Raw genomic sequence first — 17701 nt, forward strand, 5'->3', positions numbered from 1 at the left:
TTGGTAGATTGAGGAAAAGGGCAGGCGTTCATACTATGGAAAAGATTGCTCAGCGATGTATCGTCTGTGAACTGGAGCGCAGCGACGGAATCGCCATCTGTGAGCAGTTTATTTGCGAAAGATGCGAGCAGGAAATGGTGAACACGGACGTGCAGGATGAAAAGTACCCGTTCTTTATTCACCAGATGCGGAGAATATGGCTACGGAAAGATGCGTGAAGGAAAAAAGGCAACGGATAAATCCCGATGCCTTTTTTCATGCCAAATCATGCTAAAATAGTGGGTAATTCATTTCAATAAAGGACGTGAGCCATACGTGTTGGGGAAACATGCTGATTTTCGGGAGCGGCAAAAGCGAGCCCCCCTGTATGAACAGCTGGAACGGCACGTCAAACGTCGCCCGCATCCGTTTCATGTTCCGGGACATAAAATGGGACATAGCTTTGACAGAGAAGGCAAACACAGGTTTCAAAGTATATTGGAAATCGATCTTACGGAAATCAACGGTACCGACGATCTGCATCAGCCGGAGGGTGTGATCGCCGAGGCGCAGCAGCTTGCAGCCGAGGCGTTCGGTGCAGAGGAGACGCGGTTTCTCATCGGGGGCAGTACGGTAGGGAATCTCGCGTTGATCATGACGGTATGCCGACCAGGGGACAAGATTCTCGTCCAACGCAATTGCCACAAATCCGTTTATCACGGGATTATCATGGCAAGAGCAACGCCCATCTTTCTGGTTCCTGCCGTAGATCTGGCTACCGGAGTGGCTGCCGGAGTCAGGCGTGAGGATGTAGAACGAGCCCTGCAAGCACATCCCGACGCCAAGGCAGTCTTTTTGACGAACCCGACCTACTATGGAATGGGAATCGACCTGGAGAAAATGGCAGCTACCGTACACAGGCACGGCATTCCTCTTTTGATTGATGAGGCACACGGTTCCCATTTTGGCTTCCATCCGGCCTTTCCGCTTTCTGCGATGCAGTCCGGTGCCGATGCAGCCGTGCAGTCCACGCATAAAATGACTTCGGCGATGACGATGTCCTCGATGCTGCACATGCAGGGGGAGCGGATTGATCGGGAGCGACTGTTTCGGTATTTGGCCATGATTCAATCATCGAGCCCCTCTTATGTACTGATGGCTTCGCTCGATTTGGCCCGCCGTCATTTGGTGCAGGAAGCCCACGAGGAATGGGAGCGGCTTTTGCCTCAGCTGGACAAGCTGCGGGAGCGTACCGGCAGGCTGGAATGGCTGGAGTGGCCGCAGCTCGATGCCAGCAGTGTTTACGCGACTCTTGATCCTTTGAAGCTGTTTTTACACGTACGTACGGAGCAAATAAACGGTTTTGCCTTGCAGCACATCATGGAAAAGCACGGAATTTTTCCTGAGCTGGCCGATTCTGCTCATGTGCTGCTGGCAGCATCAGCAGGGACCTGCGCCCGTGATCTGGACTCGTTGGCTCGGCTGCTGGAATCCTTGGATATAGAGGTCGAGCCGGGGTCAGAGCGCATTTTGGAGGCAGGTGTTGTCTCCTCGCATTATTTGCGTGAGCAGGTCTTACCGATGGATGAGGCCGTCGATTTACCAAAGGAATCCATCCTGTTGGACCACTCGCTGGGAAGAGTAGTCGCGGAAATGGTGATTCCTTATCCGCCTGGAATCCCTGTTCTCGTCCCAGGTGAGCGTGTGGATGCCCAAGGATTGGCGATGCTCCTCGAGCTCCGGAAGGGACAGACCCGTTTTCATGGTGTACAGGACGACCAGCTGCAGACGATTCAAGTACTTCGATAAGCAAGCGACAAGCGATTTAACCGATCTGGGAGGAGTCTAGAAGTGACAACAGGAAAAAAAGGTCGTTTTATCACGGTGGAAGGTGGTGAAGGAGCGGGGAAATCCACGATCATCGCACGGCTTTACGAGGAGCTGCGTAAACGAGGTATGGACGTGCTCCTGACCAGGGAGCCCGGTGGTATCGAGATTGCGGAGCAAATTCGCGAAATTATTTTAAATCCAGCGCATACCCAAATGGACAAAAGAACGGAATCCTTGCTGTATGCAGCTGCTCGTAGTCAGCACTTGGCCGAGAAAGTACTGCCTGCTCTCGAAGCTGGCAAGCTGGTGCTCTGCGACCGGTTTATCGATAGCAGCCTGGCTTATCAGGGACATGCACGTGGATTGGGCATCGATGAAGTGTACGCGATCAACAAGTTTGCTGTAGGGGACTGCATGCCAGAGCTGACGCTGTTTTTCGACGTCCAGCCCGAGGTGGGATTGGCGAGAATTAATGCTGCGAGAGGGCGCGAGGTAAATCGTCTCGATCTGGAGGGGATGCGTTTTCACGAGCTCGTCCGGGAAGGCTACCAGCTGGCAATAGCGCGAGATCCTGAGCGCTTTGTTATGATCGATGCCGGTCAGTCGGAGGAGCAGGTGTACGCGGACGCTTTGGCAGCTTTGACTGCAAGACTGTAAGGTGACAGTACCGTTTCAGCGCGTACATGCTGTATAATATGTTTAGGAAGAATATCGTACCACGCCCACATGTTTATCATACAATGAAACACCAAGCATCCTAATGGGAATGATTATTTGCGGAAAGGGTGATAGCCGATGAAAATGGTAGTTGCGGTCGTCCAAGACAAAGATAGTGGTCGTCTGTCTCAGCAGCTGGTGAAAAAAGGGTTTCGAGCTACCAAGCTAGCTAGTACCGGTAGTTTTTTACGCGCTGGTAACACAACATTCTTGATCGGTACGTCTGACGAAAGCGTGCCGGAAGTAATCGACATCATTGCGCATAACTGCAAATCCCGTAAACAGATGGTCACTCCTGTATCCCCACTCAGCAATGCCGTAGACTCCTTTATGCCTTATCCACTGGAAGTGCAGGTAGGCGGAGCTGCCGTATTCGTACTCGACGTCGGAGAATTCCACTCTTTTTAAATGCTCTCTTTCAAGTAGTTCCTGCTCTCTTTTTTCGCCACTTTCGTATATACTGATTCTCATGGGGACAAAAAGACTGTGAATCGGATGCGGAGGTGGCGATTTGAAAATCAGCGATGGTCTTCGGCCTAAACTGGACATGGTAAAAACGGCAGATACACGTAGAAATCCTCAGCTGGAAAAGCTGAATTTTGGCACGATGGTGCAAGGTGAAGATGAACGCATGTCCCAGGAGCGGTTGAACCGGCTGCTGTCTGATATCGACAAGCAAGGGCAGATTTTAGCTCGTTCCCGCTCCGTACGTGACTTTTATTCCTATAAAAATCTCGTCAAACAGTTCATGGAGGAAGCCGTCAAATACGGTATCGCCTTAGACGATCGACGGGGGATGAACCGGCGTGGCCGCAGCAGGCTGTACAAGATCGTGAAAGAAGTAGATGCGGAGCTGCTCAAACTAACCGATGAGCTGCTCAGTGATCAAGCTCCGATGATCGACTTGCTCGCCCGCATTGGTGAGATTCGCGGTATGCTGATCAACCTGTACTTTTAGTTAGGTGTTGAGAAACATGACATGGACACAATTTACCCAGCAGCCTCGAGCTTCCGAGCTGCTGTACCATAGCCTTCGCAACGAACGGCTGGCGCATGCTTACTTGCTAGCAGGTCCCAAGGGCGCGGGCAAAAAGCAGATGGCCCTGCATCTGGCGAAATCCCTGTTTTGTCCGGAGAGGGAGGCTGACGCCTGCGGGGCCTGTCTTACATGCAGGCGCATCGAGGGGGGCAACCATCCCGATGTGCTGTTCATTACACCAGATGGAGCTTCTATTAAAATCGACCAGATCCGTGCCTTGCAAAAGGAAATGGCGATGCGAGCGGTAGAATCCCAGCACAAGGTGTACATCATTGAGCATGTCGATAAAATGACGACACAGGCAGCCAACAGCTTGCTCAAGTTTTTGGAGGAGCCGCCTGCTGGTGTGCTGGCCCTGCTGCTTACCGAGCACAGTCATGCGATGCTCCCTACGATTTTGTCGCGTTGCCAAATCGTACAATTTTCCCCACTTTCTGCAGAAGCAATCGCCGTAGAACTGCGAAGAGAAGGCGTTTTGGCAGGCATGGCACAGGTTGCTTCCCACATTACGACAAATGTGGAAGAGGCCAAGGTGCTCAGCCAATCAGAATCGTTTGCACAGCTGAGAAATCTAGTGATACAATTGATTCAGGAGTGCAAACAACGCAATTCGTCTGCGCTTTTTACCATCCATGATATGTTGCAAAAGAGCGACAAAATTAAAGAGGAACTACCCCTCTTTTTAGATTTGCTCATCCTTTGGCTGCGCGATATCCTGTATGTGCAAGTAGGCAGGCATGCCCATCTCATTAACAGCGACCAACAGGATGTGCTGCAAGGACAAGCACTGGTATGGACAAAAGCTGAGCTCTTGCACGGGATAGATTTGGTCATGGAAACGAAAAATCGGATAGAGCGAAATGCCAACGCACAGTTGGCTCTTGAGCGGTTGGTTCTTCAAATTCAGGAGGGATAACCTTGTACGAGGTTGTTGGAGTCCGCTTTAAAAAAGCGGGCAAAATATATTACTTCGACCCTGACCGACTGCCAATCGAGAAAGATTGTACCGTCATCGTGGAAACAGCGCGAGGAGTCGAATACGGCAAGGTTGTCATCGGAAAAAAGCAGGTAGCGGATTCCGATGTGGTATTGCCGCTGAAGAAAGTGATTCGGGTCGCTGACGACAAAGATGCCAAGCAGGTGGACGAAAACAGGCAGGCCGCCAAGAATGCATTTTCCGTCTGTCAGACCAAGATCAGGGAGCACAAGCTGGACATGAAGCTGGTTGATGTGGAGTACACATTCGACCGCAACAAGATCATCTTCTACTTTACGGCAGATGGACGCGTTGATTTTCGTGAGCTGGTTAAAGATTTGGCGTCCGTATTCCGTACCCGCATCGAGCTTCGCCAGATCGGCGTTCGCGATGAAGCGAAAATGCTCGGCGGTATCGGGCCCTGTGGACGATTGCTTTGCTGTTCTACATTCCTCGGCGATTTTGAGCCCGTTTCGATTAAAATGGCCAAGGATCAAAACCTTTCGTTGAATCCAGCGAAGATCTCCGGACTTTGCGGCAGATTGATGTGCTGTTTAAAATACGAGAACGACAACTACGAGAGCACGCGCGATGAGATGCCTGACATCGGAAAAGTCGTAAGCACCCCGATGGGGAACGGACGCGTCGTATCCGTGAATGTACTCGACCAATCCGTTCAAGTAGAGCTTTCGATCGATAAAAAGATCACAGAGTTTGGGCTAGATGAGATTGCGATAGGGCTTCCCACTTTTGAATAAAAGATGGGAGTAGGGGAGAGGTGAGCGAGTGGACAAACGGGAAATCTTCGTCAAGATGGCGAGCATTGAAGAACGAATTGGGGACCTTTACAAAGAAATCGGTGAGTTGAAAGACGTCATCGTAGTTTTGATGGAGGAAAACGCCCAATTACTCGTTGAAAACCAGCACCTTCGCAACCGACTAGACAGAAAAAAGACAAGCACTTCACCGAAGCAAAAGGGAACGCGCCCAGTGGCACAAGAGAAGGCCAAGAAGGCAGTCGTCGGAGAAGGATACGACAATCTTGCTCGTCTCTACGCAGAAGGGTTTCATATCTGCAATGTGCATTTTGGCAGCTTGCGTAAAGAAGGCGATTGTTTATTCTGCTTGTCGTTTTTAAGCGGAGGCCCTCAAAAATAAGCGGTGTACCAATAGCCGGATGAAAAAGCGACCTGGGCCATGTGTCAGGTCGCTTTTATACATGAGCAAACCAAAGGGGTTATGAACAACGGATGGAACCAGTCACCAATGTGCCGCTCTTCGAATCAGAGCGCATCGATGATTTGCTGACGCACGAAATGAAAATTATTCAGAGCCATGAAGTGTTCTGTTTTTCGATGGACGCTGTCCTGCTCGCTCGCTTTGCTTCTGCGCCAAAAAGAGGCCGTATCCTAGACTTTTGCACAGGTAACGGGGCGATCCCGCTCATTATGACGACCAGGACACCAGAAGCCTCCTTTGAAGGAATCGAAATTCAGGAGCGATTGTTCAGCATGGCCAGCCGCAATGTAGCGCTGAACCAGCTGGAAGGGCGCATCACTATGCACCACGGAGATGTAAAGGAGGCGGTGGAGCGCTTTGGTCATGCGAAGTTTGACGTGATCACCTGCAATCCGCCCTATATGCCGGCCACCAGTGGGGAGAAAAACATCAGTGAGCATTTTGCCATCGCCCGCCATGAAATCATGCTCTCTCTGGAAGAGGTAATTCGTGTAGGCAGCCAGCTGCTGAAAAACGGAGGGAAGCTCGCGATGGTGCACCGTTCGACGCGTCTGATTGAGATCATTACGTTGATGCGCCAGTACGGAATCGAGCCGAAGCGGATGCGCCTCGTGTATCCTCGTCGTGATGCCGAGCCGAATATGGTACTGATCGAAGGGATGCGGGGAGGCAAGCCGGAGCTGCGGATCCAGCCACCGTTGATTGTCTATGAAAATGGAGAGGAATACTGTGAAGAGCTGCAGGAAGTCTATTTCGGAAGACGCGATTCCCTCGCATAAAGGCCACTTTGTTTACATTTTATCTTGTGCGGACGGGAGTCTTTACACTGGCTACACCACCGAGCTGCCAAGACGACTGCGAGCACATAACGAAGGCAAAGGAGCCAAATACACCCGTGGACGCGGACCTGTCGAATTGCTGTATTGGGAAGAAGGGACAGACCGCTCCTGGGGGCTGAGGAGAGAGGAAGGAATCAAACGGCTCTCCCGCCCGAAAAAAGAAGAATTGATTGGAGAGGGACCTCATGGTGAATATCCAGCGTAGCTTTTCGTCCGAGCAGACCGGTGTCCTCTATCTGGTGGCGACACCGATTGGAAATTTGGATGATATCACGGTCCGGTGTCTGGAAACGCTGCGCTCTGTCGATGTGATTGCATGTGAGGATACACGGCAGACGCGAAAGCTACTTAACCATTTTCATATCGACAAGCGAACGGTCAGCTATCACGAGCATAATAAGGAAGCGAGTGGTAATGGTCTCTTGCAGTGGCTGGCAGAAGGAAAGCAGATCGCATTAGTAAGCGATGCAGGGCTGCCGGCGATATCAGACCCGGGAGCTGATCTGGTCCGCGATGCGACAGCAGCAGGTTATCCGGTGATCCCAGTTCCTGGAGCAAATGCGGGGTTAACGGCATTGATCGCATCAGGTCTGCCGACAGATCGCTTTGTATTTTGCGGGTTTATGGGCAGAGAAAACAAGGAGCGCCGCGAAGAGCTGGAGCGATTGAAAAAGTATCCGGAAACGCTCATCTTCTATGAAGCTCCGCATCGAATTGACAAAACACTGGTGGCTATCCGGGATGCATGGGGCAATCGACGGGCAGTGCTGGCGAGAGAGCTGACTAAGCGCTACGAGGAATTTGTGCGTGGCACGCTTGATGAGCTGATTGAGTGGCTGCGTGAAGGAGAAGCGCGAGGGGAGTTTTGCTTGATTGTCGAAGGCTACACAGGTCCTCTCGAGGAAGAGGAGGAAGATTTGTGGTGGCAAGCGCTCAGTGTCACCCAGCACGTCGACCAGTACTGTGAGCAGGGATTGAACAAAAAGGATGCGATCAAGCAGGCTGCGGATGATCGCGGTGTCTCCAAACGAGATGTGTACAACGAGTATCATCGTGAACAAGACGAAGATTAGAGCTGGCTGGCTTTCGCGGCCAGCTTTTTTGCATCCTGAGAGCCGCTTCTATTTTCTGGTCCAGTACAAAAGCAAAAAGAGCCTCTCGGGGCTTGTCCCCAAAAGGCTCGACATATGTAAAGGAGAGAAAGCTATCGTTTTACGACTGGCATCTCGGACAGGCAGTCTTGGCAAACGATTTTACCTTTAAAGTGAGATACTTTATCTGCGTTACCACAGAAAATGCAAGCAGGCTCGTATTTTTTCAGGATGATGCGCTCACCGTCAACGTAGATTTCCAAAGCATCTTTTTCTGCGATACCCAGCGTACGGCGCAATTCGATTGGGATTACCACGCGGCCCAACTCGTCCACTTTCCGAACAATACCTGTTGATTTCATCATTGTGATTTCTCCTCCCAAATATGGACATGTCGATGCTATTGTTCAACGGAAACCATTTATCGTCAATATTCGACATTTTCTGTTGAAAACATCATACCAGCGATTCCCAAAGGTGTCAACCTAGCATTTACAATTCTTTGAAAACAAAAGTTTTTTTTGAAAATGAAAACACTGTTGTAGCAACGTTTTTCTCCAATATGGAAATGTTATGTAAAAATAATTGGATAAAATTTACTGGAAGTTTTCGCCTAGCCTATAGTCGGTTCATGTCGAATTATCGTTTGTGCATTCGACATAATCACCGTTATTTCACTGTTTTCCCTTTAATTCCTACTAAGGCCCTTTTTCTGGAGAAAGCAGGGTGAGGGAGGTTTACAAAACAGGTTGGTCGTGTACAATAGAGGGTGTAAAGCACCAAAACATAGCAAACGACCTTGATGGGAAGAGTAAGTGGACCTCCTTATTTCAGAGAGCCGGGGTAGCTGAAAACCGGTATAAGCGAGCAAGCTGAACATGGACCCAGAGTCTCGCCGATGAACACGAATCGGGATAGCCGTTTCCAGTAGTCCGCGACGCAACGCCCACGTTACGGGCAGAGTCAGACCTTGACTCACCAAGTCCGTATGCCGTGAGGGTACGGAGTGTTTGGGTGGTACCGCGAGTTAGAGCTCGCCCCAATTTTTTTGGGGCGGGCTTTTATTATACAGTTAAGAATTTATAAGATTCTTATCCAGTATAAGGGCAACTAAGGCTCCGCCATAGGAATGGCGAAGCCAAGTTTTCTAATTACTAAACGTAAAGTGGAGGAGTTTTGTTGCAATGAAACCAACATATTACATCACCACACCGATCTACTATCCCAGTAACAAGCTGCATATCGGAAATGCCTACACCACGATTGCCTGTGATGCAGTGGCTCGCTACAAACGCCTGCGTGGGTACGATGTCTACTACCTGACGGGTACGGACGAGCATGGGCAAAAGCTTCAGGAGCGCGCAGCACAGGATGGCAAAGAGCCGCTGGAGTTCATCGACCCTGTCGTGGACTGGATTCGCGACCTGTGGGACAGACTGGACATTTCTTATGATGATTTCATCCGCACGACGCAGCCGCGCCACAAGGAAGTCGTCCAAAAGGTGTTCCAACGCCTGCTCGATCAGGGGGACATTTACCTGGGCGAATACGAAGGCTACTACTGTGTGCCATGTGAAGCGTTCTGGACAGAGACGCAGGCGAAGACGGACAAAGGCTATTTTTGCCCAGATTGCGGCCGCGAAGTGAAATTGGTGAAGGAGAACAACTACTTCTTCCGCATGTCCAAATACCAGGACAGACTGCTCAAGCACATCGAGGAAAATCCAGAGTTCATCCAGCCAGAGACACGCAAAAATGAAATGATCAACAACTTCCTCAAGCCAGGTCTGCAGGATCTCTCTGTCTCTCGCAGCACATTTGACTGGGGGATCAAAGTGCCAAGCGATCCTGAACATGTGATCTACGTTTGGATCGATGCTTTGACCAACTATATTTCCGCATTGGGCTACCTGAGCGACGATGACAGTAAATACCGCCGTTTCTGGCCTGCGGATGTGCACATGGTAGGAAAAGACATTTTGCGCTTCCACACCATTTACTGGCCGATTCTGTTGATGGCACTCGATGTACCGCTGCCAAAACAAATCTTTGGTCACGGCTGGCTCTTGATGCCAGATGGCAAAATGTCCAAATCCAAAGGAAACGTAATCGATCCGAAGCTTCTGATCGACCGTTACGGCTCCGATGGTGTTCGCTACTTCCTGCTGCGTGAGATTAACTTCGGTCAAGACGGCATCTTTACGCCGGAGTCCTTCGTCCAACGATTGAACTTTGACCTCGCAAACGACATCGGAAACCTTTTGAGCCGCACTGCGACGATGATCGAGAAATACTTCGATGGTGTGATTCCGGCTGCTGAGGTTGCGGGAGAGCCGGATGACAGCTTGATCGAGCTGGCTGTGAAAACAAAAGGTCTGGTTGAGGAGCATATGGAAGCAATGCGCTTCAGCAACGCGCTGGCTCACATCTGGGAGCTGGTGGGACGGACCAATAAATACATCGATGAGACCATGCCTTGGAACCTGGCAAAGTCGGAAGAAACTAAAGGCCGTTTGGCAACCGTTATGTACAACCTGGCAGAGAGCATTCGCATCAGCTCGATTCTCATTCAACCATTCATGACGAAAGCCCCAGCAAAAATCTGGGATCAACTCGGTATCGTAGGAAATGAGCAAGCGACCAGCTGGGAGTCTGCCGGCACATGGGGCGGATTGCCTGTAGGTAGTACGGTTAGCCGCAAAGAGCTGCTTTTCCCGCGTCTGGATGTTGCGGCAGAGCTGGCATTCATCGACGAGTCAACGGCGGAAGCGCGTCGCCAAGCAGAAGAAAACAAGAAGAAGCAAGAGGGAACGGAAGGTGGAGCAGGCGTGAGCGAAACACAAGCAAATGCGGCGGAAGCAGCTGCAGCTGAGAAACCAGCGGATGCTAAGGAAGAAATCGGCATCGATGACTTTGGAAAGGTAGAGCTGCGTGTCGCACAGGTAGTCGAATGCGCGAAGCACCCGAACGCCGACAAGCTGCTGATCCTGCAACTGGATCTGGGCTATGAAAAACGTCAGGTCGTTTCCGGGATCGCGAAGTACTACTCGCCGGAAGATATGGTTGGGAAGAAAGTCATCGTGGTCGCGAACTTAAAGCCAGTGAAGCTGCGCGGTGAAATGTCCCAAGGTATGATTCTAGCAGCATCTGCAGGAGATTCGCTGACACTTGCGACTGTAGATCCGAGCATGCCGAACGGCGCGATCGTGAAGTAAGCGAGCGCATCCAGCAGGAAAGGAAGGATCAACCCGTGTTATTTGAAACGCATACGCACCTGAATGCCAAGGAGTTTGACGAGGACCGCGAAGAGACAATTGCTCGTGCCAGGGAAAACGGGGTCAGCACGATCGTCAATATCGGCTTTAACGCGGAGACGATCCCGACGTGCATCGAGCTGGCTGAGAAGCATGACTTTATTTATGCGGTAGTCGGTTGGCACCCGCAGGATGCAAAAGATATGACGGATGAGCATCTGGAGTGGATTGAGGAGCTTAGTCGTCATCCAAAGGTCGTAGGACTGGGAGAAATGGGTCTCGACTACTACTGGGATACGTCGCCCAAGGACGTGCAGGCAGACGTTTTCCGCAAGCAGATTCGTCTCGCGCGCAAGGTAGACATGCCGATCATCATCCACAATCGCGATGCCCATCAGGACGTCATCTCGATACTCCGGGAAGAAAAGGCTGCTGATGTCGGCGGGATCATGCACTGCTTCTCCGGCAGCTGGGAAACGGCAAAGCTCGCCTTGGACATGAATTTCTACATCTCCTTTGGCGGACCGCTCACCTTCAAAAATGCCAAGCAGCCAAAAGAGGTTGCGGCCAAAGTACCACTCGATCGATTGTTGATCGAGACGGACAGTCCTTACCTCACGCCGCATCCTTTTCGGGGCAAGCGAAACGAGAGCGGCTACGTCCGTTACGTCTGCGAGGAAATGGCGAACATTCGGGGTTTGTCTTACGAAGAAATGGCTGAAATTACTTCGGAGAACGCCCGACGATTATTTCGACTAAATGAGTCCCAAAAATAAAGCAAAAGCGGAAAATCACGGCGCGGCTCGTGGTTTTCCGCTTTTTTCGTTCGTTTTTCCTGTGTTCTACACCCGTTTGTCGAAGCATACCATGAACAATATGTCGAACGATTATTGTCCTATCGACATGGGTACTCGACACCAACTGCCTATGATTCGTCAGACGCTTTTTGCTAGGCTTGTACCATCTTCTCTTCAGCCAAAGGTAGGGGAAATTTGACAAAGCCGGAAAAGTGACATACAATCAAATCCGATCTTGTTTAGTACCGGCCACTTCCAGAATATTAGTGCAATTACAGCGACCCTTACCTGGCTAGACCGAAAAAGCCTTGTGCTTTTCTAGGAAAAGGAGTGTGGGAAATGGAGTTACGCACGATGTGGGAAAGGTATAAGAATAAGGGGCTCGTCATCTTTGGGGTCCTCGCTCTTGTCATCATTCCCATGATTGGGTATTTCTCTGCCCAGGCTACCCAGCCAAAACAGGTCACATTTTCGTTAGATGGTGAAAGTCGCAAGGTAGCTACCAAAGCCGAGACCGTTGAAGAGTTTTTGGCAGAGCGACAGATCACCCTGACGGAAAAGGATTCCCTTCAACCAGCACCTACGACCAAGCTCAAAGACGGAACAGAAATATTTTTACATACAGTCTGGTCCATACCAGTCCAGATTGACGGGCAGACCAAAGTGATTCAAACACTGAGCCGCGATGTTGCTGGCGCGTTGAAGGACGGCGGCATCACACTCAGTGAAAAGGACCGGGTAGAACCGGCCTTGACAGCGTCTCTAGCAAAATCTTCAGCCATCACCGTCAAACGCGTTGTCGAGAAGATGGTAGACGAAGAAGAGCGCGTCACCTATCAGGAAATCCGTAAAAACGATCCTGCGTTGGAAAAAGGAAAAACAAAAGTACTGCAAACAGGACAAGAAGGTAAGGCAATTGCACACTACAAGCTAGTCACTGTGGACGGCAAAGAAGTCTCCCGTGAACTGGTTTCGAGAGATGTTGTTACTCCGAAAAAGGACCATGTGATCGCTGTAGGGACTGCGGTGGCGATGCGCACAGAAGACAGTTCGCAAAGAGTTCTGGTCGCATCGGCGGGGATGGTCTCCCGCGGTGGAAAAGTTTTTAGGCCGAAAAAAGTACTGAACGGAGTTACCTTGACTGCTTACTCGCCAGCAGGCGGGGGCAAGCATCCCAGCTCGGCAGGCTACGGACGTACTGCGACTGGGGTAAAAGCTCAGGCAGGGCACACCATTGCAGTAGATCCTCGCGTCATTCCTTATGGGTGGTGGGTCTACATCGACGGAGTTGGGTACCGTCGAGCAGAAGATACTGGTGGGGCTATGAAAGGTGGCAAGATTGACGTATTTGTTAGCACGGAATCGGAGGCGGTTCAGTTTGGCCGCAAGCGTAACAAAACTGTCTATATAATTGGACCGCAGAAGCCTTAGGACAGGAGCGACATGCTCCTGTCTTCTGTTTGGTTGTGAGCCGTGCTAATCTGGTTGTTAGTAAGACGTTGAATGGGCGGAAATCGTTTCGCCTTTTTGGGGCTTTTGACCGCATTTTTTTGGCATACTTGTACCATATGGACAATGTACGAAAGTGGGAGCACAGGAATGAAAATCAAGGAACTTATCGTGGTGGAGGGTAGGGACGATACTGTGGCGATCAAGCGGGCTGTCAACGCCGATACGATCGAGACGGGCGGATCTGCCATTCATACTTGGGTGATTGAAAAAATCCGCCTGGCGCAGCAAAAGCGAGGCGTTATTATTTTCACCGACCCGGATTATCAGGGAGAGCGCATCCGCAGGATCATCAGCAAGGCTGTACCGGGATGCAAGCATGCGTTTATCACTCAGGAGGACGGTACGAAGAAGGGTGACATCGGAGTGGAGAATGCGTCTCCCGAAGTGATTGTACGAGCTCTCGCAGATGTGCGCACAGAGATGATCGAATCTGCGGGAGAGATCACGGCAGAGGATATGCTGGCGTACGGGCTGACCTCAGGCGGAGATTCCAAAGAACGCCGAATCAAGCTGGGTGAGAAGCTAGGGATCGGCTATGCCAACGCCAAGCAGCTTCTCGCGCGCCTGAATGCCTTTCAGATCAAACGAGAAGAATTTGAAGCTGCCATGCAAGCTATCGATAAAGAGAGGGAGTAAGCCATGACCCAAATGACCGACAAAGACATTGCCACACCTACGCGTACGAAAGAGGTCCTGGAGAAGTACGGCTTCTCTTTTAAAAAGAGTCTGGGGCAAAACTTCCTGATCGATACGAACATCCTGCACAACATCGTCGCAGAAGCGGATCTGACGAAGGAAAAGGGTGCCGTAGAGATCGGGCCTGGGATTGGAGCCTTGACGGAGCAATTGGGACGAGCAGCAGGAAAGGTGATGGCGATCGAGATCGACCAGCGCCTGTTGCCTATTTTGGCGGACACGCTGTCGCCCTATGAAAATATCGAGGTCGTGCACGGCGATGTGCTGGAGCTTGATCTGAAGGCATTGCTAGCAGAGAAAATGGCGGGTGTAGAAAAGATCAGTGTGGTAGCCAATCTGCCCTACTACGTAACGACACCGATCTTGATGAAGCTGCTGGAGGAACGCCTTCCTCTGGAGAACATCGTGGTGATGATTCAAAAAGAAGTAGCGGAAAGAATAGCTGCCAAGCCGGGTACGAAAGACTATGGGTCTTTATCGGTCGCAGCCCAATTCTATGCAGAAACAGAAGTAGCGATGATCGTGCCTGCTAGCGTCTTCATCCCTCGTCCTAACGTCGATTCTGCGGTTATACGCCTGAAGGTAAGGGATCGTCCACCGGTCGAGGTAGATGACCAGGACATGTTCTTTCGGGTCGTTCGCAGCTCGTTCGCACAGCGCAGAAAGACGCTCCTAAACAACCTAATGAACGGTCTGTTTCGCAAAGAACAGAAAGACGAAGTAATACAGATGCTTGCCGACATCCAGATCGACCCCACACGTCGTGGGGAGACGCTCAGCATTGAAGAGTTTGCCCGACTGGCCAACGAAAGCTTGCGGCGTGGATTGATTGGGCAGTAGTCTTGGGGGACCCTCATTTTTGGGCTTATAACGCCAAAAGTGAGGGTTTTTTGTGTTTGCGTCTTCCTTTCGATATAATACTGACAAATATCTACGTAATTCATGAAAAAAAGCCCGTTGACAAAAACTCCGCTTGGTTGCTATAATTTTTTATTTCTTTGACAAAATAAGTGTGTGCTGTTATAATAGATGTAAGCGAGGTGGATGGAACAATGGCAAGAAACGCGTTACTTGACATTAAACGCAGTTTAGACGGACATATTGGTGAGCGCATCCTGCTGAAGGCAAATGGTGGCCGCCGCAAAACCGTCGAACGAAGTGGCATCCTCGAAGAAACATACCCATCAGTATTTGTAGTAAAGCTAGACGATGATCAACTTTTCGAGCGGGTTTCTTACAGCTATGCGGACATCTTGACGGAAACAGTAGAGTTGACGGTGTGCCGTGAGAATCAGCACATCCGCATCACATTTGTACAACAGTAGAGCCCTTTGGGTTCTACTGTTTTGTTTTGGTGCGCCCAGCATGGGCGATAGCTCTAGGGTGTAAGTCCCGAACGGGGGTTGGCTGTACCAACCGTTAGCCCAAGGCAAGGGTGTCCACCGCGAGGTGGAATCTGAAGGAAGCCGGCGGCAAAGTCCCGACCTGAGGTACACGAACCCAATTTGAGGCTGTTGTATTCGGGTGAGTCTGCCAAACAAGACGAAGCCCCATACAGCCAAGGAATACAGCAGTAAACTTGGGCAGGTACATGGGATGAAAGTTATCGCTCTTACCTGGGGAGGTCTGCATGAAGTGCCTTCAAATGTTGGTAACCGTCTTCGTAAGGAGACGCTGAACATGCAGAAGTCAGCAGAAGCCATAGTACCCAAGTAAAGGACGCTTGAACGGGGAAGGGCTGAACATTAAGTCAACACATCCGCTAATCACTTTCGTGATAATACTGTGAAGCAGAATTCTGTAAGGAACTACTCTTGGAGAAAATGGGTGAAGCCCTGAGGGTACAAGAGAGGGCTGAGTATTGTCCGGCAAGACTAGAAGGATGCGTGCGGAGGAAGGGTATCGTCATGGAGCTGTTGGAGAAAGTCCTGTCACGAGAAAATCTATTAGTGGCACTCGAAAGAGTGGAAAGAAACAAAGGATCGGCGGGAATCGACGGTGTTTCAACCGAACAACTGCGCGATTATATCCGTGAACACTGGTTGACCACTAAAAAGCAGATTATGAAAGGGACCTACAAACCTTCCCCTGTCCGCAGAGTCGAAATCCCGAAATCTGACGGAGGAGTAAGGTTATTAGGTATTCCTACCGTGATAGATCGCTTTATTCAACAAGCCATCCTCCAAGTTCTTACTCCTATATTTGACCCCCACTTCTCAGAATCCAGTTTCGGATTCCGACCGAACCGTGGTGCGCATGACGCCATGAGACAAGCACAATTTTATATTTCCGAAGGATATCGCTTTGTCGTGGATATGGACTTAGAGAAATTCTTCGACCGGGTTAATCACGATATTTTAATGAGTCGGGTTGCTCGAAAAGTAAAAGATAAAGCTTTGTTGAAACTTGTTCGCGCATATCTACAAGCAGGCATCATGGTCAATGGCATCTGCCTTTCGGCAGTAGAGGGCACACCACAAGGTGGTCCACTTAGTCCGTTATTGGCGAACATCTTGCTCGACGATTTGGATAAAGAACTGGAAAAGAGGGGACATCGCTTTTGTCGATACGCAGACGATAGCAATATCTACGTGAGAACAAAGCGGGCGGGAGAACGGGTAAAAGAAAGTATCCAAAGCTACTTGGAGAAGGTACTTAAGCTTAAAGTAAATGAGCAGAAGAGCGCAGTGGATCGACCTTGGAAGCGTAAGTTCCTCGGTTTCGGTTTCACTAATGCAAAACAAGCAAGGATTCGGCTTCATCCAAAATCACTTCTGAAGTTGAAAGAGAAAATCCGCTTCATCACTAATCCGGTATGGAGCATCTCTATGGATGAAAGGATTCGGAAGCTAAACCAGTACCTCATGGGTTGGATCGGATATTTTGCCCTTGCGGATGCAAAGAAAATCCTTCAATCTATCGACGAATGGATACGACGTAGACTTCGACTTTGCTTGTGGTCTCAGTGGAAGCGAGTACGAACCCGATATCGAGAACTTCGCTCTCTGGGTTTATCGCACGTCCAAGCAATAGAAATTGCAAACACCAGAAAGGGTGCATGGCGTACCACAAAGACTCCTCAAATGCACAAAGCCCTCGGAGTTGCATATTGGCAACAACAAGGGCTGAAAAGCTTATTACAACGATATTCTGTCATTCGTCAAGCTTGATGAACCGCCGTATACCGAACGGTACGTACGGTGGTGTGAGAGGACGGGAGTTAGTCGCTCCCTCCTACTCGATCAGAGAGAACTTTAGATTCTTAACCTAAATAAGCGAGGTAAAGGCGAGACTTGTCCCTTTTGGGTGCAGAAAGCTCCTCGGCGAGTAGGCCGCGGCAGAGTTTTTTTATTACCAAGTGTTGGCTGCACCCCGGATCGAGATTGAATCCCTTGTTGGCTGCACAAACTATTTGTGTCAACGAGAAGGGGAGGATGTTATGGGTCGTCGCAGACGAGGCATTATGTCTGAGCAGTTCAAGATGGAGATCGCCAAGGAGCTAGGATTTTACGATAAGGTGAAAACCGAGGGCTGGGGAGCGATCACGACAAGTGACGCTGGTAACCTAGTCAAACGAGCCATTCAGATTGCCGAGGAAGCATTGGCCAAGCAGCATACGACATGACTCGTTGGCGAGACCGGGGACTTCCCGGTCTTCTGTCTCTGACTCTTATTTTCCGAACCATTATAATCTTCTTGATCATATTCTTTTGGTTGATCGAGTGGCATGGA

20 protein-coding genes are annotated in these 17701 nt (G+C 50.3%); 19 read left to right on the forward strand and 1 reads right to left on the reverse strand.

The window, feature by feature from the left end:
* The first annotated feature begins 35 nt into the window (after positions 1-35).
* The 11 genes from ACLIN2_RS00500 (at position 36) to rsmI (ending at position 7692) form a co-directional block, all read left to right on the forward strand.
* On the forward strand, positions 36-218 hold the full coding sequence (locus ACLIN2_RS00500) for a sigma factor G inhibitor Gin (RefSeq protein ID WP_092275068.1): 183 nt from the start codon (positions 36-38) through the stop codon (positions 216-218).
* A 97-nt stretch (positions 219-315) separates the two neighbouring features.
* Complete coding sequence (locus ACLIN2_RS00505; RefSeq protein ID WP_411503008.1) at positions 316-1788, forward strand: aminotransferase class I/II-fold pyridoxal phosphate-dependent enzyme; 1473 nt, start codon at positions 316-318, stop codon at positions 1786-1788.
* 42 nt (positions 1789-1830) lie between these two features.
* The gene (tmk, locus tag ACLIN2_RS00510) at positions 1831-2466 is read left to right on the forward strand and encodes a dTMP kinase (protein WP_400588027.1); all 636 of its coding nucleotides are present in this window, start codon (positions 1831-1833) and stop codon (positions 2464-2466) included.
* A gap of 138 nt (positions 2467-2604) precedes the next feature.
* Entirely contained in the window at positions 2605-2934 is a 330-nt protein-coding gene (locus ACLIN2_RS00515; protein ID WP_007719896.1) for a cyclic-di-AMP receptor, read from the forward strand.
* A gap of 103 nt (positions 2935-3037) precedes the next feature.
* Entirely contained in the window at positions 3038-3484 is a 447-nt protein-coding gene (locus ACLIN2_RS00520; RefSeq protein WP_092274896.1) for a YaaR family protein, read from the forward strand.
* Positions 3485-3500: 16 nt separating this feature from the next.
* Positions 3501-4481: a DNA polymerase III subunit delta' gene (gene holB / locus ACLIN2_RS00525; protein ID WP_301173241.1), complete on the forward strand. Its 981-nt coding sequence runs from the start codon at positions 3501-3503 to the stop codon at positions 4479-4481.
* A gap of 2 nt (positions 4482-4483) precedes the next feature.
* On the forward strand, positions 4484-5299 hold the full coding sequence (locus ACLIN2_RS00530) for a PSP1 domain-containing protein (protein ID WP_301173240.1): 816 nt from the start codon (positions 4484-4486) through the stop codon (positions 5297-5299).
* Positions 5300-5327: 28 nt separating this feature from the next.
* Entirely contained in the window at positions 5328-5699 is a 372-nt protein-coding gene (gene yabA, locus ACLIN2_RS00535; RefSeq protein WP_092274905.1) for a DNA replication initiation control protein YabA, read from the forward strand.
* A gap of 92 nt (positions 5700-5791) precedes the next feature.
* Complete coding sequence (locus tag ACLIN2_RS00540) at positions 5792-6559, forward strand: tRNA1(Val) (adenine(37)-N6)-methyltransferase (RefSeq protein ID WP_301173239.1); 768 nt, start codon at positions 5792-5794, stop codon at positions 6557-6559.
* Positions 6495-6824 carry a GIY-YIG nuclease family protein gene (locus ACLIN2_RS00545; protein ID WP_092274910.1) on the forward strand — a complete coding sequence of 110 codons (330 nt, stop codon included), beginning with the start codon at positions 6495-6497 and terminating at the stop codon, positions 6822-6824. The genes ACLIN2_RS00540 and ACLIN2_RS00545 overlap by 65 nt, the downstream gene beginning before the upstream one ends.
* Entirely contained in the window at positions 6808-7692 is an 885-nt protein-coding gene (rsmI, locus tag ACLIN2_RS00550; protein WP_301173300.1) for a 16S rRNA (cytidine(1402)-2'-O)-methyltransferase, read from the forward strand. Before ACLIN2_RS00545 ends, rsmI begins: the two co-directional genes overlap by 17 nt.
* Positions 7693-7823: 131 nt before the next feature.
* Here the strand turns inward: rsmI and ACLIN2_RS00555 are convergent, their stop codons facing one another.
* Positions 7824-8075, reverse strand: coding sequence for an AbrB/MazE/SpoVT family DNA-binding domain-containing protein (locus ACLIN2_RS00555; protein WP_055746082.1), 252 nt, complete (start codon positions 8073-8075; stop codon positions 7824-7826).
* An 819-nt stretch (positions 8076-8894) separates the two neighbouring features.
* On the opposite strand from ACLIN2_RS00555, the gene metG reads away from it, so the two are divergent.
* The 8 genes from metG (at position 8895) to ACLIN2_RS00595 (ending at position 17594) form a co-directional block, all read left to right on the forward strand.
* The gene (gene metG, locus ACLIN2_RS00560) at positions 8895-10925 is read left to right on the forward strand and encodes a methionine--tRNA ligase (protein WP_122961459.1); all 2031 of its coding nucleotides are present in this window, start codon (positions 8895-8897) and stop codon (positions 10923-10925) included.
* A gap of 35 nt (positions 10926-10960) precedes the next feature.
* A complete protein-coding gene (locus ACLIN2_RS00565; RefSeq protein WP_092274919.1) occupies positions 10961-11740 on the forward strand; it encodes a TatD family hydrolase in 780 nt (259 codons plus the stop codon).
* A 360-nt stretch (positions 11741-12100) separates the two neighbouring features.
* A complete protein-coding gene (locus ACLIN2_RS00570) occupies positions 12101-13192 on the forward strand; it encodes a ubiquitin-like domain-containing protein (RefSeq protein ID WP_400588033.1) in 1092 nt (363 codons plus the stop codon).
* Between the two features lie 168 nt (positions 13193-13360).
* Positions 13361-13909, forward strand: a complete 549-nt coding sequence (rnmV, locus tag ACLIN2_RS00575; RefSeq protein ID WP_092274925.1) for a ribonuclease M5 — start codon at positions 13361-13363, stop codon at positions 13907-13909.
* Between the two features lie 3 nt (positions 13910-13912).
* On the forward strand, positions 13913-14809 hold the full coding sequence (gene rsmA / locus ACLIN2_RS00580; RefSeq protein ID WP_411503009.1) for a 16S rRNA (adenine(1518)-N(6)/adenine(1519)-N(6))-dimethyltransferase RsmA: 897 nt from the start codon (positions 13913-13915) through the stop codon (positions 14807-14809).
* A 212-nt stretch (positions 14810-15021) separates the two neighbouring features.
* Positions 15022-15294, forward strand: a complete 273-nt coding sequence (veg, locus tag ACLIN2_RS00585) for a biofilm formation stimulator Veg (RefSeq protein ID WP_055746088.1) — start codon at positions 15022-15024, stop codon at positions 15292-15294.
* 582 nt (positions 15295-15876) lie between these two features.
* Positions 15877-17139, forward strand: coding sequence for a group II intron reverse transcriptase/maturase (ltrA, locus tag ACLIN2_RS00590; RefSeq protein WP_411501590.1), 1263 nt, complete (start codon positions 15877-15879; stop codon positions 17137-17139).
* 269 nt (positions 17140-17408) lie between these two features.
* Positions 17409-17594, forward strand: a complete 186-nt coding sequence (locus ACLIN2_RS00595) for a small, acid-soluble spore protein, alpha/beta type (RefSeq protein WP_092274931.1) — start codon at positions 17409-17411, stop codon at positions 17592-17594.
* Positions 17595-17701 lie beyond the last annotated feature (107 nt).

Origin of the sequence: Brevibacillus centrosporus, assembly GCF_046622605.1 — a bacterium.
GTDB classification, from domain to species: Bacteria; Bacillota; Bacilli; order Brevibacillales; family Brevibacillaceae; genus Brevibacillus; species Brevibacillus centrosporus.